The sequence below is a fragment of the Flavobacterium sp. CFBP9031 genome, from assembly GCF_034044945.1.
Classification (GTDB): Bacteria; Bacteroidota; Bacteroidia; order Flavobacteriales; family Flavobacteriaceae; genus Flavobacterium.
In genome coordinates, this window is the sequence record NZ_JAXCWF010000001.1 from 11,838 (window position 1) to 38,577 (window position 26,740).

Annotated in this window: 29 protein-coding genes and 1 other RNA gene; 19 read left to right on the top strand and 11 right to left on the bottom strand. The window is 32.3% G+C overall.

The genetic code is table 11. From position 1 onward, the window contains the following. Positions 1-4 precede the first annotated feature (4 nt). The 5 genes from ppk1 to SOM12_RS00045 all read left to right on the top strand — a co-directional run bounded on the left by ppk1 (position 5) and on the right by SOM12_RS00045 (position 4,948). Positions 5-2,083 (top strand): polyphosphate kinase 1, encoded by a 2,079-nt coding sequence (ppk1, locus tag SOM12_RS00025; RefSeq protein ID WP_172426925.1) that lies wholly within the window; start codon positions 5-7, stop codon positions 2,081-2,083. Between the two features lie 34 nt (positions 2,084-2,117). After that, positions 2,118-3,008 carry a Ppx/GppA phosphatase family protein gene (locus SOM12_RS00030; RefSeq protein ID WP_095930544.1) on the top strand — a complete coding sequence of 297 codons (891 nt, stop codon included), beginning with the start codon at positions 2,118-2,120 and terminating at the stop codon, positions 3,006-3,008. Positions 3,009-3,021: 13 nt separating this feature from the next. Then, on the top strand, positions 3,022-3,603 hold the full coding sequence (locus SOM12_RS00035) for a TMEM175 family protein (protein ID WP_320491937.1): 582 nt from the start codon (positions 3,022-3,024) through the stop codon (positions 3,601-3,603). Between the two features lie 3 nt (positions 3,604-3,606). After that, entirely contained in the window at positions 3,607-4,167 is a 561-nt protein-coding gene (locus SOM12_RS00040) for a Crp/Fnr family transcriptional regulator (protein ID WP_095930546.1), read from the top strand. Between the two features lie 202 nt (positions 4,168-4,369). After that, positions 4,370-4,948 carry an NAD(P)H-dependent oxidoreductase gene (locus SOM12_RS00045; RefSeq protein WP_320491938.1) on the top strand — a complete coding sequence of 193 codons (579 nt, stop codon included), beginning with the start codon at positions 4,370-4,372 and terminating at the stop codon, positions 4,946-4,948. A 122-nt stretch (positions 4,949-5,070) separates the two neighbouring features. On the opposite strand, the gene SOM12_RS00050 is transcribed toward SOM12_RS00045, so the two are convergent. The 3 genes from SOM12_RS00050 to SOM12_RS00060 all read right to left on the bottom strand — a co-directional run bounded on the left by SOM12_RS00050 (position 5,071) and on the right by SOM12_RS00060 (position 7,563). Next, positions 5,071-5,487 (bottom strand): DNA polymerase III subunit gamma/tau, encoded by a 417-nt coding sequence (locus SOM12_RS00050; RefSeq protein WP_095930548.1) that lies wholly within the window; start codon positions 5,485-5,487, stop codon positions 5,071-5,073. A 266-nt stretch (positions 5,488-5,753) separates the two neighbouring features. After that, positions 5,754-6,839, bottom strand: coding sequence for a DNA polymerase III subunit gamma/tau (gene dnaX, locus SOM12_RS00055; RefSeq protein ID WP_320491939.1), 1,086 nt, complete (start codon positions 6,837-6,839; stop codon positions 5,754-5,756). A gap of 61 nt (positions 6,840-6,900) precedes the next feature. Then, positions 6,901-7,563, bottom strand: coding sequence for a hypothetical protein (locus SOM12_RS00060; protein ID WP_320491940.1), 663 nt, complete (start codon positions 7,561-7,563; stop codon positions 6,901-6,903). 130 nt (positions 7,564-7,693) lie between these two features. Between SOM12_RS00060 and SOM12_RS00065 the strand changes: the two genes are divergently transcribed. The 7 genes from SOM12_RS00065 (at position 7,694) to SOM12_RS00095 (ending at position 11,551) form a co-directional block, all read left to right on the top strand. After that, positions 7,694-8,488, top strand: a complete 795-nt coding sequence (locus SOM12_RS00065) for a hypothetical protein (RefSeq protein ID WP_320491941.1) — start codon at positions 7,694-7,696, stop codon at positions 8,486-8,488. A 20-nt stretch (positions 8,489-8,508) separates the two neighbouring features. Further along, positions 8,509-8,907 carry an NIPSNAP family protein gene (locus tag SOM12_RS00070; RefSeq protein ID WP_320491942.1) on the top strand — a complete coding sequence of 133 codons (399 nt, stop codon included), beginning with the start codon at positions 8,509-8,511 and terminating at the stop codon, positions 8,905-8,907. Positions 8,908-8,947: 40 nt separating this feature from the next. Continuing rightward, positions 8,948-9,430, top strand: coding sequence for a hypothetical protein (locus SOM12_RS00075; RefSeq protein WP_320491943.1), 483 nt, complete (start codon positions 8,948-8,950; stop codon positions 9,428-9,430). A gap of 199 nt (positions 9,431-9,629) precedes the next feature. Beyond that, positions 9,630-10,106, top strand: coding sequence for a BON domain-containing protein (locus SOM12_RS00080; RefSeq protein WP_320491944.1), 477 nt, complete (start codon positions 9,630-9,632; stop codon positions 10,104-10,106). A gap of 8 nt (positions 10,107-10,114) precedes the next feature. Continuing rightward, positions 10,115-10,486, top strand: coding sequence for a LysM peptidoglycan-binding domain-containing protein (locus tag SOM12_RS00085; RefSeq protein ID WP_320491945.1), 372 nt, complete (start codon positions 10,115-10,117; stop codon positions 10,484-10,486). Positions 10,487-10,695: 209 nt separating this feature from the next. Beyond that, the gene (locus tag SOM12_RS00090) at positions 10,696-11,172 is read left to right on the top strand and encodes a BON domain-containing protein (RefSeq protein ID WP_320491946.1); all 477 of its coding nucleotides are present in this window, start codon (positions 10,696-10,698) and stop codon (positions 11,170-11,172) included. Between the two features lie 7 nt (positions 11,173-11,179). Further along, the gene (locus SOM12_RS00095) at positions 11,180-11,551 is read left to right on the top strand and encodes a LysM peptidoglycan-binding domain-containing protein (protein ID WP_320491947.1); all 372 of its coding nucleotides are present in this window, start codon (positions 11,180-11,182) and stop codon (positions 11,549-11,551) included. Positions 11,552-11,715: 164 nt separating this feature from the next. Here the strand turns inward: SOM12_RS00095 and SOM12_RS00100 are convergent, their stop codons facing one another. Then, positions 11,716-12,009, bottom strand: coding sequence for a hypothetical protein (locus SOM12_RS00100; RefSeq protein WP_008467915.1), 294 nt, complete (start codon positions 12,007-12,009; stop codon positions 11,716-11,718). Between the two features lie 124 nt (positions 12,010-12,133). Here SOM12_RS00100 and rnpB point away from each other — a divergent pair. Continuing rightward, an RNA gene (gene rnpB / locus SOM12_RS00105) (RNase P RNA component class A) lies at positions 12,134-12,460 on the top strand. A 31-nt stretch (positions 12,461-12,491) separates the two neighbouring features. Beyond that, positions 12,492-13,742, top strand: a complete 1,251-nt coding sequence (locus SOM12_RS00110) for a cation:dicarboxylate symporter family transporter (RefSeq protein WP_095931544.1) — start codon at positions 12,492-12,494, stop codon at positions 13,740-13,742. Positions 13,743-13,803: 61 nt separating this feature from the next. Here the strand turns inward: SOM12_RS00110 and SOM12_RS00115 are convergent, their stop codons facing one another. The 3 genes from SOM12_RS00115 to SOM12_RS00125 all read right to left on the bottom strand — a co-directional run bounded on the left by SOM12_RS00115 (position 13,804) and on the right by SOM12_RS00125 (position 16,151). Continuing rightward, entirely contained in the window at positions 13,804-13,998 is a 195-nt protein-coding gene (locus SOM12_RS00115) for a hypothetical protein (protein ID WP_008467912.1), read from the bottom strand. A gap of 97 nt (positions 13,999-14,095) precedes the next feature. Beyond that, positions 14,096-14,782: a response regulator transcription factor gene (locus SOM12_RS00120; RefSeq protein WP_095931545.1), complete on the bottom strand. Its 687-nt coding sequence runs from the start codon at positions 14,780-14,782 to the stop codon at positions 14,096-14,098. A 10-nt stretch (positions 14,783-14,792) separates the two neighbouring features. Continuing rightward, positions 14,793-16,151 carry a HAMP domain-containing sensor histidine kinase gene (locus tag SOM12_RS00125; protein WP_320491948.1) on the bottom strand — a complete coding sequence of 453 codons (1,359 nt, stop codon included), beginning with the start codon at positions 16,149-16,151 and terminating at the stop codon, positions 14,793-14,795. A gap of 136 nt (positions 16,152-16,287) precedes the next feature. Here SOM12_RS00125 and SOM12_RS00130 point away from each other — a divergent pair, with 136 nt between their 5' ends. The 3 genes from SOM12_RS00130 to SOM12_RS00140 all read left to right on the top strand — a co-directional run bounded on the left by SOM12_RS00130 (position 16,288) and on the right by SOM12_RS00140 (position 20,071). Then, on the top strand, positions 16,288-17,175 hold the full coding sequence (locus SOM12_RS00130) for a hypothetical protein (protein ID WP_320491949.1): 888 nt from the start codon (positions 16,288-16,290) through the stop codon (positions 17,173-17,175). A 32-nt stretch (positions 17,176-17,207) separates the two neighbouring features. After that, a complete protein-coding gene (locus SOM12_RS00135; protein ID WP_320491950.1) occupies positions 17,208-19,319 on the top strand; it encodes a TonB-dependent receptor domain-containing protein in 2,112 nt (703 codons plus the stop codon). A gap of 80 nt (positions 19,320-19,399) precedes the next feature. Further along, a complete protein-coding gene (locus tag SOM12_RS00140) occupies positions 19,400-20,071 on the top strand; it encodes a hypothetical protein (RefSeq protein ID WP_320491951.1) in 672 nt (223 codons plus the stop codon). Between the two features lie 52 nt (positions 20,072-20,123). Here the strand turns inward: SOM12_RS00140 and SOM12_RS00145 are convergent, their stop codons facing one another. The 3 genes from SOM12_RS00145 to SOM12_RS00155 form a co-directional block, all read right to left on the bottom strand. Beyond that, on the bottom strand, positions 20,124-20,567 hold the full coding sequence (locus SOM12_RS00145; protein WP_320491952.1) for a hypothetical protein: 444 nt from the start codon (positions 20,565-20,567) through the stop codon (positions 20,124-20,126). 147 nt (positions 20,568-20,714) lie between these two features. After that, complete coding sequence (locus tag SOM12_RS00150) at positions 20,715-21,320, bottom strand: RsmD family RNA methyltransferase (protein ID WP_095931549.1); 606 nt, start codon at positions 21,318-21,320, stop codon at positions 20,715-20,717. Next, positions 21,317-22,138, bottom strand: coding sequence for a DUF3822 family protein (locus SOM12_RS00155; protein WP_320491953.1), 822 nt, complete (start codon positions 22,136-22,138; stop codon positions 21,317-21,319). The genes SOM12_RS00150 and SOM12_RS00155 overlap by 4 nt, the downstream gene beginning before the upstream one ends. A gap of 322 nt (positions 22,139-22,460) precedes the next feature. Between SOM12_RS00155 and SOM12_RS00160 the strand changes: the two genes are divergently transcribed. Beyond that, positions 22,461-23,870: an ATP-dependent DNA helicase gene (locus tag SOM12_RS00160; protein WP_320491954.1), complete on the top strand. Its 1,410-nt coding sequence runs from the start codon at positions 22,461-22,463 to the stop codon at positions 23,868-23,870. A gap of 219 nt (positions 23,871-24,089) precedes the next feature. Next, complete coding sequence (gene ygiD, locus SOM12_RS00165) at positions 24,090-24,920, top strand: 4,5-DOPA dioxygenase extradiol (protein WP_320491955.1); 831 nt, start codon at positions 24,090-24,092, stop codon at positions 24,918-24,920. Positions 24,921-25,017: 97 nt separating this feature from the next. On the opposite strand, the gene SOM12_RS00170 is transcribed toward ygiD, so the two are convergent. Next, on the bottom strand, positions 25,018-26,355 hold the full coding sequence (locus tag SOM12_RS00170) for a PQQ-binding-like beta-propeller repeat protein (RefSeq protein WP_320491956.1): 1,338 nt from the start codon (positions 26,353-26,355) through the stop codon (positions 25,018-25,020). Between the last annotated feature and the right edge of the window lie 385 nt (positions 26,356-26,740).

A 26,740-nucleotide genomic window follows, 5' to 3' on the forward strand; every position in this document is an offset into this window, starting at 1 on the left:
TACAGTGTACGAACAGAAATATATCGATAGAGAAAAAAGCTGGTTAGCGTTTAATGCAAGAGTACTTCAAGAAGCTGCAGATAATACGGTGCCACTTTTAGACAGACTGCGTTTTGTTGGAATTTTTTCAAACAATTTAGACGAATTTTTTAGAGTTCGATACGCGGCCATTCGGCGATTAAGCCTCTCGGGTATTTCTGGCGAAAAATATTTAGGTGGTATTTCTGCTCATCAATTGATTAAAGATATTACCGAAATCGTAATTCAGCAACAATCTGAAAGTTTACGTATTCTCGGCAATATTGAAGCGGAGCTTGAGTCTGAGAATATTTTTATTATAAATGAAACACAGATTACACCAAAACAAGAGTGTTTCTTAAAAGATTTTTATAACCAAAAATTAAGCCCAGAGTTAGTAACCATCATTTTAAATGATCTAGCCGTTTTCCCTATTCTTAAAGACACTTTAGGCTATCTGGCTGTTCGTTTAGAATTGGCTAATGATGAGGTCCGCTATGCTTTAATAGAAATTCCAAAAACCATCAATAGGTTTGTTGTGCTTCCTTCTGAGGACGAAAAACAATATGTTATTTTAATTGATGATGTTATTCGTTTCAAACTGAAAAACATCTTTAATATATTTGATTATAAGAGTGTTTCTGCCCACATGATCAAAATTACCCGCGATGCACAATTAGATATAGATAGTGATTTGAGTAAAAGTATGCTCGAAAAAATTGCTTCTTCTGTAAAAGACCGTCGTATTGGAGAGCCTGTTCGTTTTATTTACGATAATTTAATTGAAGAAGATACGCTCCAGTTTTTCTTAGATAAAATGAAAATTGTAGAAACAGATAGTATAATTCCAGGAGGAAGATACCATAATCGTCGCGATTATATGAGTTTTCCAAACCTTGGCAGATACGATTTATTATACAAACCAAATGAACCTATGCCAGTTCCTGGTTTAAGTTTAGAAGGTAGTATTTTAGAAAAAATCAGTAAAAAAGACTATTTAGTTCATGCACCTTATCAGTCGTTTTCTTATTTGACCAAATTTTTGCGTGAAGCTGCTTTAGACCCCAAAGTTACAAGCATCAAAATAACCTTATATCGTTTAGCTAAAAACTCGCAAGTAATTAGTTCTCTAATAAATGCAGCTAAAAATGGCAAAAGAGTAGTAGTGCAAATCGAACTTCAGGCACGTTTTGATGAAGCTTCGAATATCTCTTATGCAGAACAAATGCAGACAGAAGGCATTGAACTTATTTTTGGTATTAAAGGATTAAAAGTTCACAGTAAAATTTGTGTAATCGAAAGATTAGAAGAAGGTAAAAACCGCCGTTACGGATTCATTTCAACTGGAAACTTCAACGAATCTACAGCCAAAATCTATACCGACGTAACGCTTTTAACTTGCCATCAAGGAATATTAAAAGACACCTCAAAAATATTTGAGTTTTTCGATATCAATTATAGAGTTCATAGATACAAGCATTTAATTGTTTCTCCTCATTATACAAGGACTAAATTTATAAAACTGATCGATCGTGAAATTCTACATGCTCTTGCTGGTAGAAAAACACACATCAAATTAAAAATGAATAGTTTATCCGATTTTAAAATGATCGATAAATTATACGAAGCAAGTAATGCAGGAGTAAAAATCCAGCTTCAAGTAAGAGGGATTTGCTCTTTAATTCCAGGAATTCCAGGAATGAGCGAAAACATAGAAGCAATAAGCATTGTAGACAATTACTTGGAGCATTCGAGAGTTTACATTTTCGGAAACGCAGGTTTAACCGAAGTATACATTTCGTCTGCCGATTTTATGACTAGAAACCTTGACGGAAGAGTAGAGGTAACTTGTCCAATTTATGACCTAGAAATTAAGAAAGAATTGATTGATAACTTTAATATTGCGTGGAAAGGAAACGTAAAAGTAAGATATCATTCATACAAATTAGATAATAAATATAAGCCGAAAAATCATCATGCCCCATTTAGAGCACAATTTGAAACCTATAAATATTATCAGAATAAAGTAGCCATATTAGAAGAGGTTCCTCAAAAAGTAAATTAATAATAAATACCAATTTTCAAATCATAAAGTGAGCATGATTAATATTAGGAAGTTTGCAGCGATAGATATCGGTTCGAATGCCATGAGGCTTTTGATCGCTAACGTTGTGGAACAAGAAGGCAAAGAACCGCAGTTTAACAAAAGTTCCCTTGTTCGTGTACCAATTCGTTTAGGACAAGATGCCTTTACAGTTGGAGAAATTTCACCAGAAAATATAGATCGAATGATTGATGCCATGAAAGCATTCAACCTTTTGATGAAAGTACATAAAGTAGAGCGTTATATGGCATTTGCAACTTCTGCAATGCGCGAAGCCTATAATGCCAAAGAAGTGGTGGCTTTAATTAAGAAAAAAGCCGACATTAAAATCGAGATAATCGACGGTAAAAAAGAAGCCGCAATTATTGCTTCTACAGATTTGCATCATTTAATTAAATCGGACGAAACCTATCTTTTTGTGGATGTTGGAGGTGGAAGTACCGAGTTTACCTTATTCTCTGACGGAAAAATGATTACTTCAAGATCTTTCAAAGCGGGAACTGTTCGTTTACTGAATAATATGGTTCATGATTCAGTTTGGGATGAGATCGAAAAATGGATTAAAACCAATACAGCCGATTACGATGAAGTAACGCTGATAGGTTCTGGAGGAAACATCAATAAATTGTTTAAAATGTCTGGAAAACAGCAGGAAAAACCGCTTTCGTACATTTATGTTAACTCGCAGTATGCATTTTTAAATTCGTTGACTTACGAACAGAGAATCGCCGAATTAGGTCTGAATTCTGACCGTGCCGACGTAATTATCCATGCCACTCGTATCTATCTGAACGCGATGAAATGGAGTGGTGCACGCCAGATTTATGTGCCTAAAATCGGACTTTCTGATGGTATCGTAAAAGCAATGTACTACGGTAAAATTTAATACTATTTTTTTAATGAATAAAGGCAGACTAGAAGCTTTTAGTGATGGCGTTTTGGCAATCATTATTACGATTATGATTTTGGAAATTAAAGCGCCAGAAGGACATCAATTTGCAGATTTAAAACCGCTTATACCGAAGTTTTTAAGTTATATTTTGAGCTTTATTTATGTTGGGATATATTGGAATAATCACCACTATTTGCTTCATGGATTATTAAGGGTAAACGGAAAAATCTTATGGAGCAATCTGCACTTTTTGTTTTGGCTTTCTTTAATCCCAGTTTCTACCGCTTGGATGGGAGAACATAATTTTGAAAAGGCTGCAATGACAATGTATGGCGTTGTGCTGCTTCTTTCTGCAATCTCCTACATTATTTTGCAATATACCATTATGTGCAGCGAAGGAAAAGATTCTGCTTTAAGAAGAGTGCTTAAAAAAGATTATAAAGGAAAAATCTCTTTAGTTTTATACGTAATCGGAATTGTTACTGCATTTTACAATCAGTGGATTTCTGGAGCCGCTTACTTTACAGTTGCAATGTTATGGCTTATTCCAGACAAAAGAATCGAGAATATTTTTGCTTCAAATGAATAATTTATGAAATCTGTTTTTCAGTCCATTCAAGATTTCTCTGCTGACGAATTAAGTCTTTTAGACGATTTAATTACATTTCGCACATTGAAAAAAGGGGAACTTTTATTGACTGAAAATCAGGTTTGCAATGAAATAGTTTTTATTGAAAAAGGAATTCTGCGTTCCTTTTTTGTCAATCATAAAGGAGACGAAATTACCAATTGTTTTGCTTTCGAAAATGAGTTTATGGCTTCTTTCGCCAGTTTTATTACCGAAGAAAAAGCAGAGGAAAATATTCAGGCTTTAACCGATACAGAATTGCAAATTCTAGACCGAAAAGCTTTAGAAAAACTCTATCAATCAGGATTCAATTGGCAAGAAACGGGCAGAAAATTAACCGAATTAGAATTTGTAAACCTGCATAAAAGAATGATTTCTTTTCAGAAATTATCTGGAGCACAGCGTTACGAAGAACTTCGCCAGAATCATCAAAAGTATATTCAATTAATTCCGTTGCAATATTTAGCTTCTTATTTAGGAATTACACCAAGACATTTAAGCAGAATTAGAAAAGCTGTTTTATAAACTTTGAATTTTGTTTCACGCAGATTTAAAATGATCTAAGCAGATTTTTTTTATTTCTATTTATTCTGATATTAAAATCTGCGCAAATCTTGACAGTCTTCAAAATCTCCTTTATCTGCAAAATCTGCGTGAAAAAAAAGAATAGGACATTTGTCCAGTAAAATAAAGTATACTAGTAGTATTTTTGATAAAACATTTTCAGATGAAAAAAATACTAATAATAAACGGACACCCAAATGCCGAAAGCTTCAATTTCGGAATAGCCGAATCGTATCAAAAAGGTGCAATTGCTTCTGGTGCGCAAGTAGAAGCCATCACAATTGCCAATTTAAACTTCAATCCAAATCTGAAATTCGGTTATCAAAAACGAACCGATTTAGAACCGGATTTATTGGAATCTTGGGAGAAAATAAAAAGAGCAGATCATCTAGTTTGGATTCATCCCGTTTGGTGGGGCGGGCTTCCAGCGATAACGAAAGGATTTATCGATCGTTTGTTTTTGCCTGGAATGGCTTTTCAATACCGTGAAAATTCAGTTTGGTGGGATAAATTATTAAAAGGCAAAACAGCTCACATCATTACGACCCTAGATCAGCCAAGCTGGTATTATCGTTTCTTTTTTGGAAGACCAAGTGTTAATCAATTAAAAAAATCAACTTTAGAATTCTGCGGTGTAAAACCAGTTAAAGTAAGCTACATCGGAATTATAAAAGGTTCTAAGGAAGAACAAAGAAAAAAATGGCTAGATAAAGTCTACAATTTCGGACTAAAAAATAAATAGTTTTTTATTTTCTACGACTCGAGCGATAGCGAATGGGCAAAGCAAATTCAATAAATTATTAAACAGTTTTAAGAAAGAAAAAAATTCGTGAAAATTCGAGAAATTCGTGGCCAACAAAAAAATTAATCCTTCAAATCCAATCCAAATGTTGAACGCAAAAGCTCGATGTTTGGATTGATTTCTAAGAAACGATTATAACGATCCTGGTTGTTGTAAGTTCGTTTCATTTCAGCCTGTTCATTTACAATTACTTCAATAGTAATATCGTGATTGTGTAAATGACCTTTTAAATGCCCTAATAAAGCGTTCATTTGACTTTCAAATTCTAGTTTTGAACCTTCGTTTGGCAATTCATAAGAAATTGTTGTACCGTTCAAAACAGGATCACTAATCAATAGAATCGATTCCATGATTTTAAGTCCTTTTTGACCTAAGCGTTCCGCATATTTGTTCCAATGAAGACGCATATCGGTTTCGTTAAACTCTTCAGTTGGTAAAACAGAAGATGGTTTAACATACGATTTTGTGCTAGCTTCCAATTCTTTTTTCTTACGGATACTGGCAAGAGAAAAAGCAGAAACTTTAGGAGCGCCGCTTGTATCTGCTTTTGGAACTTCTGGAGTTTGAACTTTTGGAGTTTCAACAGGAATTTGTGCTGTATTTGTAATATTTACAGCAACAGCATTATCATTGCTATTTGAAGTAGCATTGACATTATTTTTTTCTTCCGAACTTGGAGTTTGGGGTTTTACACTTGAAACTTCAACTATAGAATAACCTCCGTTTTTAAAGTAAACGGGTGGAATTATGAATTGCTCAGCTTTTTTTTTTCTCCATCAAAGTTGATAGAGGCCAATTGCATCAAGCATAATTCAACTAAAAGTCGTTGATTCTGACTTAATTTATATTTTAAATCGCAATCATTTGCAATGTCAATTCCTTTTAATAAAAATTCCTGAGAACATTTCTGCGATTGAATGGCATACATTTGCTGTGCTTGTTCTCCGACTTCTAATAAAGCAATAGTCGAAGGCGTTTTACTTACCAATAAATCTCTAAAATGCGAAGCCAAACCAGCAATAAAATGATGCCCGTCAAAACCTTTAGCTAGAATGTCGTTGTAAGCCAATAAAAGCTTCGGAATTTCATTTTCTAAAAGTAAATCGGTAATCGAAATATAAGTTTCGTAATCTAAAACGTTTAGGTTTTCAGTTACAGCCTGACGTGTTAAATTTGTTCCGCAATATGAAACTACACGGTCAAAAATAGACAAAGCATCACGCATTGCACCATCTGCTTTTTGAGCAATAATATGCAGTGCATCATCTTCAAAAACGATTCCTTGACTTTCAGCAACATCTGCCAAATGTTCTTTAGCATCTTTTACTGTAATTCTTTTAAAATCGAAAATCTGACAACGAGATAAAATCGTTGGAAGAATTTTGTGTTTTTCTGTTGTTGCTAAAATAAAAATAGCATGTTTTGGCGGTTCTTCCAATGTTTTAAGAAAAGCATTAAAAGCGGCCGAAGACAACATATGGACCTCGTCAATGATATATACTTTGTATTGTCCAGTCTGAGGTGGGATTCGAACCTGATCGATAAGGCTACGAATATCATCAACCGAGTTGTTTGAAGCAGCATCTAGCTCAAAAACGTTAAATGCAAAATCTTCGGTAGGATCATCATATCCAGGCTGATTTATTTTTCGAGCCAAGATACGCGCACAGGTAGTTTTACCAACTCCACGTGGTCCTGTAAATAAAAGAGCAGAAGCTAAGTGATTGGTTTCTATAGCGTTCAACAAAGTGTTTGTAATGGCTTTTTGCCCCACAACATCCTTAAAGGTCTGCGGGCGATATTTACGAGCCGATACTACAAATTGTTCCATATTCTTTTTTATTCGATAGCAAATATATGACTTTTGTTTCGTTGTTTAAAACCGATTTTAGTTATTTAGCGAAATTCTTTTTCTTTAAAATAACAAAGAGTAAAGTCAGAAATAATACGATGTTGACAATCAAAGAAATGATAATATATTGACTATACGATTCTATTTTTGATTGCTTTTCTTTTTCTAAATTTTGATTTTCAAAAGTTTTATATGCTCTAAGTTTTTCTAGATGATAAATCCAATCTTGTATATTTTGATTTTCGTATTTTAGTTTCCAGACGCAATTTGATAATAAATTTATTTTTTCATCTTTTGAAATTAATAGAGGATCTTTTGGAGGTGGTGGAGGGAGGAAGTAATTTTGATATGGTTTGAATCCCATACTTGGTGAACAGCCGCTTATGTCAATAATAGTTTTATCTTTTTTAAAATTGGCATAAACAATCCAAAGTTGTTTTTGGATTGGTAAAATAGAACAGCTAGTAAATTCTTTCCCTTTAATATATTGAGAATTGTATTTTCCTTTGAATAATTCTATAATTCTAAAAGTAAAAGTTCTTTTTATTGAATCCACTTTTATGACTTCTCCGTAGAATACAATTTCAGATTGTTTTAACCCTTTTTCAATCATATTTTCTTTGTCAATAGGCATGCATTCACATGAAAAAGAATAATTAGTGAGTAGTAAGGTCGCAATAAGTAATAGGTATTTTAATTTCATAAGATCAGTTTAGAATACAATAATAAACTTTTTACGTTTATTTTTTCATCTCTAAATTGAATTTTTGTAATAAAAAATGCACTATTTTTAATCCGAAACTAAATGTCATTTAACAAAACATCCATTATTCATGAACGCAAAACAAATTGTCAGATTAAGTAATATTATCGGGATTACGTCTATACTTTTATTACTTTATTGGGTTTTTACCTTTATCGTAATTGAGGTTTTCGGACTAAAGGTTTTTAGAGAAAACATGACCGAAAGCTTTTATTTAAGCATTCTAGGTATTCTTGCTCTTATGGCGGGATCTCTAATAGTGAATCTAATGTTCAATTTGACAAGAATTGCCGAAAGAAAAAATGAAGAAGAAGTAAATTCCAAATCGACTAGACGTAAGGTTTTGACTTTACTTTTAATTTTTCCATTAATTCTAATTATACTTTTTGGAGGCAATTATCTAACTTCTGCTAAAAAAGAAAAAATGCTAATTGATTCTGCAAAATCAATCATAGAGTCAAACAAGTCAAATAGTGATAAACTTTTAAATTATACTTTTTCTAAAGCATATATCAAGGAAACCACTGGCATTTTAAGAGTTTTGTCTGAAACAGATAAAAACTTTCCGAGCGTAACCTTAATTGTAAAAGATTCTATTAAAGATTCGCCTGTTTTTCTTGGTTTTAATGCCTATTACAATGAAAGTTTAGATTCAAATGATAGCATACAGCCTAAAAAGGTAAATTATATTTATCAGACTACTAAAGAAGAAAGAGCTTATTTGAATGAAGTTTTTAGTAAAAACAGTGAGGAATTACGATATAGTTCTAGTAAAGGAAATTATGAATTGTTTTACCCATATAAAAAGAATGGAAAAACAATTATTATCTATTTTTCTGAACAGCAGCGATACGGTAAAATGTAAAGCTGATAAATTTATAATTTATGAAGAAATATTTCCTAATAATATTTTTGCTTACAGCATTTGTTATAAAAGCACAAAAAGCAACTCAAACGAGTCCCTTTTTTCAATTGCGGATCTATGAGATTTTTGAAAGCAATAAAAAAGAATTTCATGAGCGTTTTCGGGATCATGCCATGCGAATTATGAAGAAATATAACTTTAAGATTATTTCGATTTACGAATCAAAATCAGAGAAGAAAACAGAGTTTGTATATTTTCTAGAATGGCCAAATGAAGCCATAATGAAAAAAGCTTGGGAAGATTTTAGAAAAGATAAGGAATGGATTGATATCAAAAAGATGTACACTGAGAAATATGGTGATGTTGTGGGGAATATTGAAGATCGAGTTTTGACTAAGCTTAATTATTCACCTAATTAAGAATAACAATTAGAGAAGTTCCATAGTTAACTAAAATTTTATGCAACAATATCATTATCACAATAATGTTTTAAATCTGAAAGTCAAGAAATCACCTTTTTTAGTGCGAACAGTAATGTTTGTATTGGCTTTTTCTTTATTTATTTTACCTATAGGAGGAGCGATGTTTGGCATTGCACTTGGGAGCGGTCTACATATTGGCTATTTTATTGCAATCGGAATTTGTTCCTTGATTGGGTTTTATACACTACGAGTTTCTTTATGGAACACTTATGGTGAAGAGGTCATTCAAATTTTTGAAAACAAAATTATTTACGAAGCCAATTACGGATGGTTTAAAGATGGAAAAAAGGAAACTGTAATAATAAATCCCCATTTTTATACTGTGTCTGCAGGTTATGAAGAAGATAATGAAGGCGTTTTAGTTATTTCTTCTGATGATGTTATGGTTGAGTCAGTTGTCAAAATGCCTATAACTCAATTAGAACAATTAGTGAGTAAATTATCTGATAAAGATAAATAGATTTATCTTTATTGTTAGTAATAAATAGTCATTTGTGTTTTATGAAATCATAGAAGTTTTGAATTGTAAGATTCAAAACTTTTTTTATTAGCTAATTTTAAGAAATCAATAATATTTAAAAATGTAAGATTATTTTGTAATATGTGATTGATTTATTCGTTAACTTAGAAGATTAATTAATTTTAAAAAAGATATCATTATGAAAATTAAATCGATGTTATTAGGAATGAGTTTTGCTTTTTTATTAGTGGCTTGTGGACCTAAAGATGCAGATATTCAAAAGGAAATTACTGCAAAATTAAGCGAATTACCTGGAGTTTCAGTGACTGTAGAGAAAGGTGTTGCGACTATTTCGGGTACTTGTAAAGATGATGCTTTCAAGCAAAATGCAGAAAGCATTGTGAAAGGAATAAAAGGTGTTAAATCGGTCGTGAACAATTGCGAGATTCCAGCTCCAGAACCTGTAGTTGCGGCTCCTGTAGAAATTAATCCTGATGCAGTTTTAACCACTTCGGTAAATGAGGTAGTAAAAACGTACAGCGGTGTAACGGCAACAGTTAAAGATGGCGTGGTTACACTTACTGGTGATATCAAAAGAAGTCAATTGCAAAATTTGATAAAAAGTGTTCAGGAATTGAAGCCTAAAAAAGTAGAAAACAAATTAACTATTAAATAATTGATGTTATGAGTTTAAAAGATAAATACAAAGAGTTAACAGATCTAGCTTCTAATTTAGGAGTGGCTGATTTGCAAGTAAGAGAACAAGATAATGTGCTGTATGTTGATGGAACGGCAAAATCTGCAGATGATAAAGAAAAACTTTGGGCTGCTTACGGAAAAATAGATCCTGATTTTAGATCGGCAGATGTAGTAATGAATATTGAAGTTTCTGAAGGAGCTTCGATAGAATATACGGTTGTAGGTGGAGATTCTTTATCAAAAATAGGAAAAGCGCATGGTGTTTCATGGCAGACTATTTATGAAGCCAATAAAGACATTATTAAGAACCCAGATATCATACAGCCAGGTTGGAAGTTAAAAATACCAACAGCATAATTTTACTTATGGTGTGTTGCAAAAGTCCATCTCAATGGTGGGCTTTTTTTGTTGTGATTTAATCGAAAAATTTATTCTCATTATGTCACTAAAGAACCTCAGGTTAATATCCTACTTGAAAACATATAAATCTCATCACAACATTTTATAATCATTTGATAATTAATCTCTTTAATTTTAAAAAATGTAAATTACTAAAAGAGAGTATTATGAAAATGAGATCCATTTTATTAGGAATGTGCCTTACTGTTGCTTTGGTTTCCTGTAAATCTAATGATGCTGATATTGAAAAAGCAATTAATGAAAAAATAAATGATCCTGATATCCAAGTTGCTGTACACGAAGGTGTGGCTACAATTACAGGTATTTGTGACGATGAAATGTTCAAGAAAAATATTGAAAAAAGCGTAAGAGCAACCAAAGGTGTAAAATCTGTTGTCAATACCTGCGAACTCGCCAGAGCCAATCAAGAACCTGCTGCAGCGACTGTTATTATTAATTCAGACACCGATTTGGATAAAGCTGTAAGCAAAGTAGTCGATGCGTACGATGGTGTGAGTGCAACTGTTGTTGGTGGCGTTGTTACGCTTTCGGGAGAAATTGCAAAAGATAGATTGCAGCCTTTAATGCAAAGTATTCAGGAATTGCATCCTAAAAAAGTAGACAATAAATTAACTATTAAATAAGGATGTTATGAGTTTGAAAGATAAATACAAGGAAGTGATAAATTTAGCATCCGAAATTGGAATTGCTAATTTGCAGGTAAGAGAACAGGATAATGTGCTTTATATTGATGGTACAGCTAAATCGGCTTCTGATAAAGAAAAAATTTGGAATGCGTACGAAAAAATTGATCCTGAATACAGATCGGCAGATGTTGTAATGAATATTGCTGTTATAGAAGGTGCAACAAAAGAATATATTGTAAAAGGAGGAGATTCGTTATCTAAAATTGCTGCGGCATACGGTATTTCGTGGAATGATATTTTTGAAGCGAATAAAGATATTATTTCAAATCCTGATTTGATTAAACCAGGCTGGAAATTGAAAATACCAATAGCATAATTTTTTTAGTTGCAAAAGTTCAAAGTTGCAAAGTAATTTTTTTTTATTTTATGTCATTCTTAGAAATTAAAAGGAATTTAGCTTCTAAGAATGACATAGATTATTGAATGTTTTTTGTTCTCAGTTTGTTTTTACTTGATTTAAAAGATATTTTCTTCTAAAAACTACCTTCCTCTAATACTTAAATCAAATAAAAATTTTGCTGTTTCCTGATCTGAATCTGCCGAAAAGCCAGCAACATAAACTCCTTTTTTACCCGAAGTCGATTTAATTCCGTATACAACTGCCTCATCCGCTGGGTCTGACTCACCCTCGTATCGATACACATGAACAATTTCAAATTTCTCAGGATTCTTTTTAATCGCGTCTGCATTTCGATTAAAATCGCACGTAAATCCTTTTTCATTCAATTGATCTAAAGCCTTTGAAACAGTTGCGTAATGATACATTCTTTTCATGATAAACTGAATTTAAATTATAGATTTTTAAAGATAACTATTTTAAAATTAAAATGTTATGATAAAATTCATAAAATCTGAAATTTAAAATCGTTATTGTTAGTGCTTAAATCCCTACTTTTGCACCGCAGACCGCCTTATCGTCGTCCCGATTCATCGGGAGGGAGGAAAGTCCGGACACCATAGAGAAGCATAGCGGGTAACGCCCGTCGGTCCGAAAGGGATTAGGACAAGTGCAGCAGAAAGTATGTACAGGTAATGCTGTAGTGAAACCAGGTAAACTCTATGCGGTGAAATACCAAGTATATCGGCATTTAAGGGCTTCTCGTTCGTTGCCGAAGGGTAGGTAGATTGAGTCCAGCAGTAATGCTGGATCTAGATAAATGATAAGGTATTGTATCGTTGCAAAATGAGACAAGAACAGAATCCGGCTTACAGGTCTGCATTTTTTATATATTTGTGAAACTATCTAACTTGTTTTCATGAATACTGCCACTCCAAATTCTTCTTCAAAATCCAAAAGAAGCCTTTTTAGAACCATTGTAACCAATCTTACTTTTTGGGTTTTAATTGCTATTATTTCGGGTATTTTACTCGGACATTTTTCTCCAGCAAATGGTGTGAAAATGGAATTTCTGGGTAAAAAGTTTATCCAGCTAATTTCTCTTTTTATTGGCCCCATTATTTTCTTAACCATAGTTTTAGGGATTTCGGGAATGGGAAATCTAAAAAAAGTGGGAAGAATTGGCGTAAAAGCTTTAACTTATTTTGAAGTGGTTTCGACCGTTGCATTGGCAATTGGTGTCGCTGTTGCTTATTTGTTTAAACCTGGAAAAATTGATAAATCGAGTTTGACGTTTGGCGATGCAAGTCAGTATACAAAAGGAGCTTCCGAACATTTCTCGTGGTTGCAGTTTTTCTTATCCAATTTTACTTTGCAGGTTTTATTGGCTGCCATTATCTGCGGAATTGCATTGAATTTTTATCAGAAAAGAGAGCAGACTATTTTGGTTTTGGAACGATTCTCAAAAGTGGTTTTCTTCGGGTTAAAGTATGTAATGTATCTAGCTCCAATTGGTGCTTTTGGCGGAATGGCCTATACAATAGGTAAATTTGGCCTTGCAACTTTGATTCCGCTAGGAAAACTGATGCTTTGCGTTTATCTCACTATGGCATTATTTGTCTTTTTGGTTCTTGGAAGTATCTTGAGATATTATAAAATAAATATTTTTTCGATTTTAAAATATATCAAAGAAGAGCTTTTATTGGTTTTAGGAACATCGTCTTCTGAAGCCGCTTTGCCAAGTATTATGGTGAAACTGGAACGAATGGGTTGCAGTAAATCGGTTGTAGGTTTGGTTATTCCGACAGGTTATTCTTTTAATCTGGACGGAACTTCAATTTATCTTTCGATGTCGGTACTTTTTATTGCACAATTGTATGATGTTCATTTGAGTTTTTTCGAAATCCTGACCGTTATTGGAATTTTAATGATTACTTCGAAAGGCGCAGCAGGCGTAACCGGAAGCGGATTTATTGTTTTGGCCTCGACATTAACCGCTTTGCATAAAATTCCCGTTGAAGGTTTAGCCTTTTTATTGGGAGTAGATAAATTTATGAGCGAAGCCAGAGCAATCACCAATTTAATAGGAAATACAGTTGCAACGATAATAATCTCGAAAACAGAAAGAGATTTTACAGAGTTAGATTTGAGTTACAAAGTAACAGAGTGACAAAGTAACAAAGTAATCAGAACTTTGCATCTTTGGCACTTTGTTACTTTGTCACTTAAAATTACGATTCGTCCTTTGTTGTTCGCACCAGACTAATGCCCGACATGAAAAAGACAATTCCTAATATTCCGTAAATAATAAGCGATTTTATATCTCTGGTTTCTCCAGATGTGCCGGCAAAAATAACAGCCGTATAAATAAGTCCTACAATTCCGAGGATTGTAAGCAACCCACCGAAAAATCTTTTTAGGTTCATGATTGTTAGATTTAAAAGTTCTCTAACAAAGTTAAATTTCGATAAGTTAATTGCTGTTATACAATTGCTTATATAAAATTATATGATTTACAGGATGCTATTTTTCTATTTTAAACTCCAATCCGATATTTCGGACGCTTTCAATCTTGATTTTAGGATCTGAATTAAAATATTTTCTAAGTCTGCTGATAAAAACATCCATGCTTCGTCCGGAGAAATAATCGTCTTTTTTCCAGACCGACATTAAAATCTGATCTCTTTTTAATAACTGATTGTGGTTTAAATACAAGTATTCGATAAGAGAAGCTTCCATTTCTGTAAGCTGCTGCACATGATTTTTATTGTTAAGTGTCAGACGTTCGTTATCAAAAATATACGAACCAATTTCGATTATGTTATTTCCGTCAAGACTTCTCTTTTGTTCGATTCTTTTTAGAATATTCTGCAAACGCAGCACCAGTTCGTCAACTTCAAACGGCTTTACGATATAATCATCTGCGCCAAGTTTTAGACCAATTATTTTATCTTCTTTTAGCTTTCTTGCGGTGAGAAAAATAAATGGAATTTCGGGATTAATGGTAATTATTTTTTCAGCCAATGAAAATCCGTCCATTTTGGGCATCATTACATCAAAAACACAAATATCAAAAGTCTGGTTTTTAAAATAGTCTAAAGCTATTTCGCCGTTTTCGGCCCAGATTACTTCAAATTGATGCAATTCTAGATATTGTTTTAAAATCGCCGCAAAGTCAAAATCGTCTTCGGCTAATAGTAATCTTTTCAAAATAAAGGGATTAAACTTTTAATAAAATAGTAAACTGAGTTCCTTTTCCTAAATCGCTAATAACGTTTACAGAACCCTGATGCGCTTTTACGATTTGGTCAACATAATACAATCCTAAACCTAAACCTTTTGTGTTGTGCAGATTTCCTTGTTCTACTCGGTAAAACTTATCAAAAAGAAACGCTTGCTTGTTTTTGGCAATTCCAATTCCGTCATCTTCAAAACTTATTGAAAATTGTTTTTCGACAATTTTTGTTTTTACTGTAATGGTATTTGAACCATATTTTACAGCATTTTCGAGAACATTTAAGAAAGCAGTTGTCAAATGAAATTTATCCAAAACCAAAATAGTTTTCTCAGTCTGGAAATCGGTTTTAAGATTGATTTTTGGAAAAGTAATTTTAAAATCATTTGTAATAGAAAGAAGAAAATCTTCGGCTTCTATTTTTTCTTTTTGCAGTTCAATTTCATTTTCAGCCAAAGAATTTGCCATAACCTGATCAATCAGATTCTGGAGACGATTATTTTGGCGCGAAATGGTATTTACAATCGAATTGAAATTTTCATCATTGTCACGAATATTTTTCTGCGCTAAAATCTTTGTCGAAATCCCCAAAGTAGCCAATGGAGTTTTCAGTTCGTGCGTAATATTATTGATGAAATCGGTTTTAACGTCGCTTACTTTTTTCTGTTTAATTAGAGCTCTAATCGCAATTACAAACAGACTGATTAAAATGGCAATCGAGAATAAGGAAAGAATCAGAATAAACATCATTCTTCTTAGAATAATCATTTCCCAGTCAATAACAGAAACGTACATCGAATCTTCTGTCAATAATTTATATTCCTCATTTTCAAAAGTACCGTTTGTTGTTCCAACATAACTTCTTACTAAAAAGGCATGATTTAAAGAAGCCAGATTTCCGTACAATTTATTCTGGATAAAAGGTTTTTCAGAGAAAATAGTATCCGCTTCCTGTTCGTTTTTGTAAAGAATAAATTTGTTTAGAACAACGGCAAAATCGATCTTAAAATCGGGTAAATCTTTCTCAAATTTTCGTTTGATTTTTTGAGTTATGATGTTTTGAGATTGCGCATTCAAAACGCCATTTTTAATGTCCAATTTACTTTTTTTTCCTTTCATGTATTTTTCTGAAAGGCTTTTGTAAAGCACTTCTTTTCTAGAAACCAAAGCCGAATCGATATCGCTATAATTATTGGTAATTTGAGCAATTTCGTTTTTAATCTGTGTATGAAACTGCGCTACTTTATATTCATAAGCCGTCTTTACTAAATAGCATTGTACTGTCATAAGCACAAATAGCGCTACAACAGAAAATCCGATTAATAAATTGATTCTTTGCTTCATATTGGTTGAAATGACGCTTCAAAAATACAGTTTTTAGCCAACAAATAGGAGATTAACCTTGCATTAACCTACGATTAACTTTCAGAACTGGGTTTTCAAAGCATTTTTGCAGCGACACAAAACCAAATTTTATAAAATGATACAAACGAAAAGATTTGAAGGAGCTTTAATTGCTTTCCTTTTTTTTATGAATGGTCACGCAAACGGACTGATTAAAGAAAAGCATTATGAATTGAATATTGCTCCAAAACAAAAGGCTGTTTTAATTTTATTTCCTTGCTTTCCATGCAATATCGAAAACACTAAAAACGAAGCCCAATTTCTTAAAAACTTAAAACAGGAAGGTATAACTACCTTGTTGCTGAATTATAACGTGAAATTGTATTTGTCAGAATCAGAAAAAAAAGAATATTCGTTAGCACTAAATTCAATTTTTGATCGCAATAAAATAGCAAAAGAGAATATTTTTATTGGTGGTTTTTCGAGCGGTGGCAATCTGGCGCTTTTGCTTTCTAATTATCTTATTCAAACCAAAAATGCCATACAGCCCAAAGGTTTAGTTGTGGTCGATTCTCCTTTAGATTTAGAAAGACTTTATGATGGCGCACAAGAGGATGTGAAAAAGAATGTTAGTGAAGAAGCTGTTGAAGAAGGAAATTATTTAATACAACTCTTCAACGATGATCTCGGAAATCCAAAAACTAATATTGAAACCTATAAAAAAATGTCTCCTTATTTGGTTTCAAGTGATTCAAAAGTAAATATAGAATACTTAAAAGATATTAAAATTCGATTGTACTGCGAACCAGATTTAGAATGGTATTGGAAGAACAAAAAAAGAACTTATGAAGAATTGAATGCCTTTCATTTAGAAAAAACATATGATTCATTATTGAATTTAGGAGCACAAAAAGTTGAATTTATAAAGACTTCAAACAGAGGATTTGATGCGAAAGGAAATAAAAAACCTCATTCTTGGAATTTGATAGAAAGGGAGGATCTTATAAAATGGATTCTTAATTAACGAAAAATATCTAATCTAAACCCTATTCAAGAATGAATTACCTGCCATTAAAACTGCTTATTACTATTTTACTTTTTTGTCTTTCATTTATGGCAAACGCTCAGAATGAAACACCAAAAGATTCGATTTCAAATGAATTAAATGAAGTGGTTATCAGTAAGGAGAAAAAAATGTTTACCAATGCAAACGGAAATGTAAAGATTGACGTTGCCAATTCGGTTTACAGTACAATTCCAAATCCGATTGATTTGCTTTCAAAACTGCCATCGGTTCAAATAGGTAGTGATCGTGAAAGTATTTCGATTGTCGGAAAAGGAAATCCGTTAATTTATATAGATGGTCAAAAAGGAACCATAACCGATTTAAACGCTTTATCTGTTGCCGATATTAAAACAGTAGAAATTATTAAAAATCCGTCTTCTAAATACGAAGCCGAAGGCCGTGCTGTAATTTTGATTACTAGAAAAGTAAGTAAAAAAGATAGTTTTAAAACCGAAATTTCTGAAGTGGCTTCTTTTAAAAGAAATTACAATAATTATTTGGGGTTTAATTCTAGCTTTAAAAAAGATAAATTAGAATGGAAAGCCAATTTTAATTACAATCTACGAAATCCGTGGGAAAATCATAGTTTGGAATATGAAATCCCGAAGGCTTCTATAGTCTCCAATTATGATGTGACAGCAAATTCGCGTGTAAAGGAATATGTTTTTGGAGGAGGTGTGTTTTATAAAATAAATGAAGATGATTATTTGTCGGTTAATATAAATGGCAAAATGCGAAATGATACTTTTGATATCAATACTTTCACTTTTAATCAAAATCAGAGTCAGGTAAATAATGTCTTCACTTTTAGCGAAAATTCGAGCGCTAAGAATTTCTTGAATTCATTCATCAATTATTCGAAAAAAATAAAAGCTATAGACACTAAGCTTTTTATTGGTTTTCAGGGTTCCAACTACAATCAGCATTTGTTGAGTTTGGTGCAAAATAATTTTAATGAAACAGATTTTAAATTGTCGCAAAACCGGGATCAGAAATTTAATGTGGATGTTTTTTCTGGAAGGATCGATTTGGAGAAAAAGTTCAAAAATGAAATGACTCTGGAATACGGCGGATTGTATTTAAAAGCGAAATCAAAATCAAATGCTGACATTTTTGATTTTGAAGAGGGTAAAAGCGAAGTTTCAGATTATGATTTTAAAGAAGAAAACCTCGCCGCTTATGTTCAGTTTTCGGGAAAGCTGAAAAAGATCGATTTTTCATTCGGATTAAGAACAGAAAATACCAATGTGTACTCCAAGTTTAAAGTGCAAGTTTTACCCTCTATAGATAAAAACTACACCAATCTGTTTCCTAAAGCCGATCTTACAATTCCTATTGACAGCACAAAAAGCATCAATGTAAATTATTCAAAAAGTATTGTGAGGCCTAATTATTCGTCTTTAAGTCAGATTGCCACCTATATAAATCCGTATTTTTTATATGGGAGTAGCATAAATTTAGGGCCAGCATTTGTAGATGAACTTTCAAGCTCATTTCAATATCACGACAAAACTTTAAAATTGAGTTATTATCAGACGAAAGACGTAACCAATCCGAGTTTTGTTTTTAATGAGGAAACCAATGTATTAATGATTACCGACATTAATTTTAAGAGAGAAAGGGGTTTTACGATAGATTTTACACTTCCGTTTACCTATAAATTCTGGACAACAACCAGCTCTCTAATTTTTGTAAAAAGTAAGGTTGAAGACGATACGGCACTTTTGCATCCTTCAAAACCTTATTTGTATTATTACTCAAACAATACATTCAAATTACCAAGAGATTTTAGTTTCGTTTTTTCTTTCTGGGGAACAACCAAACAAAATGATGGGATTTTTGAACGTAAAGCTAATTTTGTAGTCGATATGTCTTTGGCAAAAACATTTGGCAAAAATTGGAGCTGTACCTTGAATTACAATGATATTTTTAAAGCGACAAGTTACACCGATACTTTTACGGTGAATAATATTCATTCCAAGTTTAAATATTTAGTCGATGCCAACGAGATTTCTATTGCAGTTCGTTATTCTTTCGGAAAAATAAAAGATTCTGAATATAAGCAAAAGAGCGTAAATGAAAGTGAAAATAGAATTAAATAAAATAAAGTAAGATAATTCTTAAAAAGGAACGGTTTTTGAGTGCTTGATTTTTAAGTTTAAACAATTAAAAAAATTGGGCAATGAAGTTTTATAATTTAAAAAGTGGGATTTTTTTAATCCTTATGATGTTATCATTTTCTTTTGTAAATGCGCAGGCAATTAGAGGTTTTGGAAATGTAACTGGTTATATTGTTAGCGGTGATTTCAAAAAAGGCGTCATAGTAAATCTGGGTGGAGGAGCTGAGTTTGAATTTCATCCAATATTTAAACCAGAAATAGCAATAAGTTATTCTCTTATGGGAATAAAAGATCAAAAACAATATGATTTTGATACTAATACGACAGAAATTAATACTGGGTCTGCTTATGGTTTAAACTTTTCTGTGGGGCCTAAAATATATTTTTGGCATCATGAGGATGAAGAAGACGGATTATCATATTTATACTATATAACTCCAAAAGTTAATATGTCCAGGATAATTGCAACTGGAAATTATGCATTTATTGATCATAATAATGCTTCAAATAATTTTTATAAAAATGAAAAAATTGCTGATTGGCAGCACTCTTTTGGTCTTTCTGTAGGAATGGAGTTTCCAGTGTCAGAAACAAATTCTATAGCATTAAGCATAGATATAAGCAATATAAATTTTGGTAAGACATTAAACAGGCTTCCATATAACAATGTTGATTATACTACTATAGGAGTTGGCGCAGGTCTAACATATTATTTTGGTATTAGAAAAAAATAAGAAAAAAAATCCGTTGAAGTTCTCAACGGATTTTTTTTAAATAAATTAGTTGTTATTGTCTAGTATATACACCAGGCATAAAACCTGTTGATTCGATTTGATTTTTTGAAATTCTGGTGAATATGAATTTTTTGCTTGGCGCGTTGTTGCAATTATATTTCAAACTATAGTAATCTAATAATTCAACTTCTTGAACTTCTGGATTTTGATACTGATTAGGATTATACCAATTTTTTATTGCAAGATTATATATTTCATCATCAGCAGAAATAAAGTTCTGCATTGGATAAATATATAATAAATCATCGTCTGTAAATTTAAAGCCTCTTTGTTTATCATCCATCCAGATTCCTCTAATCCAAATTGGAGGTGCTATATATTGTGGTCTTTGATAATAATCATAATCATAATCATAATCATAGTAATTATCATCATAATGATCTTGATAACAGGAAACACAACAAACTATTATAATTAATAAGCATATTTTTTTCATTTTCTTTTTTTACAAAAAAAAGAAGTTATATTCTTTGAAAAGGATAAGGAAGACTTTAATATGATAGTTTAAGACTTTTTTTTAAACTCAAAAGAAAGCCCCTTGTAAACTCAATTACAAGGGGCGCTAATATCATAAAAAGAAAGACTATCCTTCGTCTTCTTCAGATTCTTTTTTAGAAGCATCATGTGGTAATTCTTCATCATCATCGGTCGAATTCAATTCAAAAAAACTAAAGAAAGAACCGCCATAACTTTTTTGAAAAGAAAAATTACTCATATGATCCAGTTTGGTGTATTTTGAATGTTCGATAATCATCATTCCGTCGTCTTCCAATAAATCTCGTTCAAAAACGGTTAGAACGATTTTCTCAAAAGTGGCCTGATCCAATCCGTAAGGTGGATCTGCGAAAATGATATCGTAAGTAGTTTTAGAATTTTCTAAGAATTTAAAAACATCGCTTTTGGTTGCAGCAATATCAAAATCATATTCTGATGAAACTTGTTTGATAAATTTTACGCATCCAAAATCGCCATCAACAGAAGTAATGGGAGCACTTCCGCGCGAAGCGAATTCATAACTTATATTGCCAGTTCCCGAAAAAAGATCTAAAACCTTTAAACTGTCAAAACTAAAATGATTATTCAAAACATTAAACAATGCTTCTTTACTCATATCAGTCGTTGGTCTTACAGGTAGATTTTTTGGCGGAAAAATTCGGCGTCCTTTGTATTTTCCTGAAATGATTCTCATGATTGAAATAAGATATAATGTTTTTGATTTTGAGCGGTTGTAAAGCTGTTTCTTTCCTTCAGTTTTGAAACATCCATAAAAGAAATATGGCGCACGTATTTGTACGCTATGGCATAAAATGGATCATTTTCTGAAATAGTTCCTAATAATTCTAATTTGAAACTTTCCGGATTCATGCTCATTTGTTCTGCTGTAAATAAAATATAGTAGATAAAATCTTCTGGAGTATTATATTCGAATGAATTAAACAGCAAAAGTTTTTGATTCTGGACTACAATAATTTCAAAATTCTCAGGATTAAAATTGACGATCATTTTCTTATCGTCGTTATTTCTTGAGTTATCCAAAAGTTTTTCGACCAAAATACTGTTAGCGTGTTTATAATCAAAAGACCCCACATTATCGATTAAGAAATTGTTGATATTCACAAACGGAATATAAACCGAGTTCATCTGATAATTAGGAATTTGATCAAAAGTAAAAAAGTCGGTATCAAACACTTTTGTAGTGTATTGGAGATAACTTCCTAAATAATTCTCATCAAACAAAGCAGTCGGAACAAAAGTCGAAAGGTTATTGTTATGAATAACCATTACTTCATCGTAAGTATTTTTTAATTCAGGATTGCTTTTGAAAGCATCATTGAACAGATCTTCAATTCGAGATGTCTTACTGTTAGTATCAAACTTTATTTCCTTAAAAGAAGTGATGATATTATTTAAAGTATCAAAACAGCAATATGAAAATCCAGTCAGTGAAACCTGAATAGAAAGTTTTCTGTAATTTTTTGAAGTAATGTTAGTATTTTGTAATGACATAGTTGATTTACAATTCGTTACCTGTTTTAAATCAAGAAAGAATTTAAGCGACCACAAACTTACAAATTAAAAAGGAACAATTATAATTGCAATTTCAAAAAACAATTTGAATCTGAGTTTAAAACAAGGTTAAGAAAAAGTTTATTTATTTGAAAGTTAATGGGTTATGTATTTTGGAGCGCGGTTTAACTGTTTTTCGAATATTTAGCATCATTTATATTGAAATTGCCATTAAAATCGATATTGAATTTCGGCGTTGCTATTGACATTGCTATTGACATTGCCATTAAAAAAAGCGACCTTTGTATTTCAATATTACTCTATGAATTCTGCACAGTTTTACGGTACTTTACAAAAGCGATTTCCTTTTGCTCCAACATACAAACAGGATATTTTTTTTCAGAAAATTGCAATCTTTCTAACCGAACCCCAAAACGACACGATTTTCGTTTTGAAAGGATATGCGGGAACGGGAAAAACTACCGTTATTTCTACCATCGTTAATAATCTTAGCGAGATCAATAAAAAATATGTTTTGTTAGCACCAACAGGACGTGCGGCAAAAGTAATTGCCAATTATTCGAATAATCCAGCTTTTACGATTCATAAAAAAATATATTTCCCGAAGAAATCTTCTGGAGGCGGAGTGGCTTTTACAAAGCAAGTCAACAAACATAAAAACACCATTTTTATCGTCGATGAGGCCTCGATGATCTCAGACAGTACATTAGACAGCGGCTCGCTTCTAGACGACTTGATCAATTATGTTTATTCTGGAAGCAATTGCAAAATGATTCTTTTGGGAGATACTGCCCAGTTGCCTCCAGTAAATTTAGATATTAGTCCGGCGTTAGATATTCAGACTTTGGGCATTCATTATGACAAAGAAATTGAACATATCGAATTGGACGAAGTAATGCGTCAGGAAGAAAGTTCAGGAATTTTATTCAACGCAACAGAATTACGTGAATTGCTGAAAGAAAGTTTTATAACCGAATTTAAATTCAATGTAAAGAAGTTTAAGGACATTGTTCGACTAACTGACGGTTACGATATTCAAGATGCGATTAATACTGCATACAGCAATTATAGCATTGAAGATACTGCTTTTATTGTTCGTTCTAATAAACGTGCCAATCAATATAATGAGCAAATTAGAAGCCGAATTTTATTTAAAGAAAGCGAACTTTCGGTTGGAGATTTTTTGATGGTGGTAAAAAATAATTATTTCTGGCTGAAAGAAACGGACGAAGCTGGATTTATTGCCAACGGAGATATTATTGAAGTTTTAGAACTTTTCGGAATCAAAGAACTGTATGGATTTAAGTTTGCAAAAGTAAAAATAAGAATGGTTGATTATCCAGAGCAGAAGCCCTTTGAGACGGTTTTAATTCTAGATACTCTAACAAGCGAATCACCTTCTTTAACCTATGAAGAATCGAATCGTTTGTATGAAGAAGTGATGAAAGATTATGAAGACGAATCAACCAAATATAAAAGATTTCAAAAGGTAAAAGAAAACGAATATTTCAACGGATTACAGGTTAAATTCTCTTACGCGATAACTTGTCATAAATCGCAAGGTGGACAGTGGAACACTGTTTTTATCGAACAGCCATTTCTTCCAAACGGAATTGATACTGATTATATTAGATGGCTTTATACGGCGATGACACGTGCCAAAAATAAGCTATATTTGATAGGATTTAAAGACGAGAGTTTCGAGGAATAGTTTTTTTAGCCACAGATTAAAAATATTCTCACAGATTTTTTTGCAAAGAAGTATAAACGCTTATTTTTTGTCTCACGCAGATTTTACAGATTTCGCAGATTTTTTGATTAAGTTTCTCAAAGCGCAATCAATTAAATCTGCGAAATCTGCGAGAGAAATTTAAACGCATCCAAAAAAATCTTTTTAATCCTTTTAATCTGTGGCAGTAAAAAAATAAAAATGACAACACTAAACGACTTACATTCGATTTCATCAACGTTTTCGAATACCGATAAAATGCCAGTTCTCTTTTTAGGACATGGCAGTCCGATGAATGCTATTGAAGAAAATCAGTTTGTGGCTGGTTTTCGTAATCTGGCTAAAACATTGCCGCAGCCCAATGCTATTTTATGTGTTTCGGCGCATTGGTTTACCAAAGGAACAAAGGTTACAGCGATGGAAATGCCGAGAACCATTCATGATTTTGGCGGTTTTCCGCAAGCGCTTTTTGATGTGCAATATCCAGCAAAAGGAAGTCCAGAATTAGCCGTAGAAACACAAAAGATTTTAGATCCCATACTGGTCGAATTAGACGAACATTGGGGATTGGATCACGGTGCTTGGAGTGTTATCAAACATTTGTATCCAAATGCGGATGTTCCCGTAATTCAGCTGAGCATCGATTATACCCAATCGGGACAATATCATTTTGAATTGGCTCAAAAACTGAAGGCACTTCGCTATAAAGGTGTTTTAATTATCGGAAGTGGCAATATTGTGCACAATCTTCGTATGGTCGATTTTAGAAATTTTGATAAAGACAATTACGGTTACGATTGGGCAATTGAAGCTCGTGAAACTGTAAATAATTATTTGCTCGATGGAAATTTCCAGCCTTTAATAGATTTCGAAAAAATGAATAAAGCCGTGCAATTGGCAGTTCCAACCCCAGAGCATTATCTTCCGTTGTTATACACTTTAGGTTTAAAAGACAAAACAGATGAGTTAAGTCTCTTTAATGATAAATTACTAGCAGGTTCTCTGAGTATGACTTCAGTAAAACTGATGTGATATGCTTTGTGTATCTCTGCGAAACCTTTGTGAGTCTCTGTGAAATAGGTTATACCGCAAAGTTGCACAAAGATTTACACGGAGATTCGCAAAGAGATTATTTTTCTTTTTTCAAATTATAGGCATAAAGATATCCATCTGCACTTCCGTAGAAAATAACATTATTGCTTATGAATGGAGAAGAAACAATTGAACCTAATTTATAAAATTCATCCATCACCTTTTTGTTTTCGGCATAAATAGATAAATCGGCTTGTTTGGCAGCGAAACCAAAATCTAAAAGATTGTTGTTAAGAATACTTGCAGCATATTTAGTTCTATTTTCGGTTGGAATTATATGCGATTCTTTTCCATCAGAAATTAGGTTTAAGTCAAAGAAATTACCCGAAAAATCTCCAAAATAAATCGTATTGCCAGCAATTGCGGGCGAAGAATAAACGTAGCCATTGCCTTTAAAGCGATACTTTTCTTCTCCAGTTTTTGCATCCAATGCCAATAAAGCGTAAGTATCTGATGTTCCCACATAAACGGTATTATCTTTAATAACAGCCGAACTCAAAATCCAAGAGTTTTCGGCATTGTATTTCCAGATTACTTTTCCTGTTTCGGCATCAAGTGCAAATAGATACGGATCTCTTGCACCAAAATAAACAATACCATCAGAAATAGCTGCAGAAGCTTGAATTCCTGTAAAACCTGTTTTTGTTTCAGTCGAGAACTTCCATTTTTCTTTTCCTGTTTTACAATCCAAAGCATAAAAAATACCATCCCATCCGCCAAAATAAACCGTGTTTTTTTCTAAAATAGGAGTGCTATGTATAGCCGCTTTAGTTTGAAAATTCCATTTTGGACTTCCCGTTTTAGCATCAACGGCATAAAGATTCCCGTCACTACTTCCAAAAATCGCCAATGCAGAATTATGGTCTAAATAAATAACGGGAGTCGAAAGATAAAAGTCCCACAAATCAGCCATGAGTAAATCGCTAGGTTTCATACCCCACATTCCGATTTCGCTATACCAATGTTCGCCTTTGGTTTTAAAGCGCCATATTTCTTTTCCTGTTTTGGCATTTAAAGCATAATAATGACCGTCAAAACTTCCAAAATAAACAGTATCATTATAAAGGCTTGCAGAACTGTGAACCGCTCCGTTGGTTTTAAATTTCCATTTCAGGTTTCCAGATTTTTCATCGACAGCATAAAAATAACCGTCTTCGCTGCCAATATAAACAGTTCCGTTTTGTGCAATTGGAGAAGAAAAGATTTTACCTTCCGTTTTAAATTTCCATTTTAAATCTTGTATGGGCTGATAATCTTTTCCAGCAAAAATGCGATTTGAAAATGCATTTAAAACATCCGTTTTGTTCTGAGAAAAAGTATTGGAAGTAAAAATTAAAAAGAAATAGAGCAGGAGAGAAGTAAAGTTTCTTTTCATAGTTTTTCTTATAAAAGTAAAAATATTTATAAGATATTAAAATACAATGCTTTGAGGAATATGTTATAAAAATATTTTAGAAAGCTCTTTGTGAATAGTGTATTTGTTTTTATATGGAAATAACGGAAGAACTCGTCAAAGTTTTCCAATCGTTTTTATTTATGTGATATTGGTGTAAAAGTTTATAATCTGCACAATTTGTTTAAAAAATAAATTGGTGAGACAATAAAATGTTTCATCTAAATTTGTTTATTTTTGTGTAAGTAATTGTTTGTCAGTTGATTGTTTGGTTTGTGTTTTCTTTTTGAGTAGTTTTTTAAATGCCTTTTGTGATTAACTGGTGATAAATTTAAAAAACGATAGAAGATGTTTACAAATTAATTTA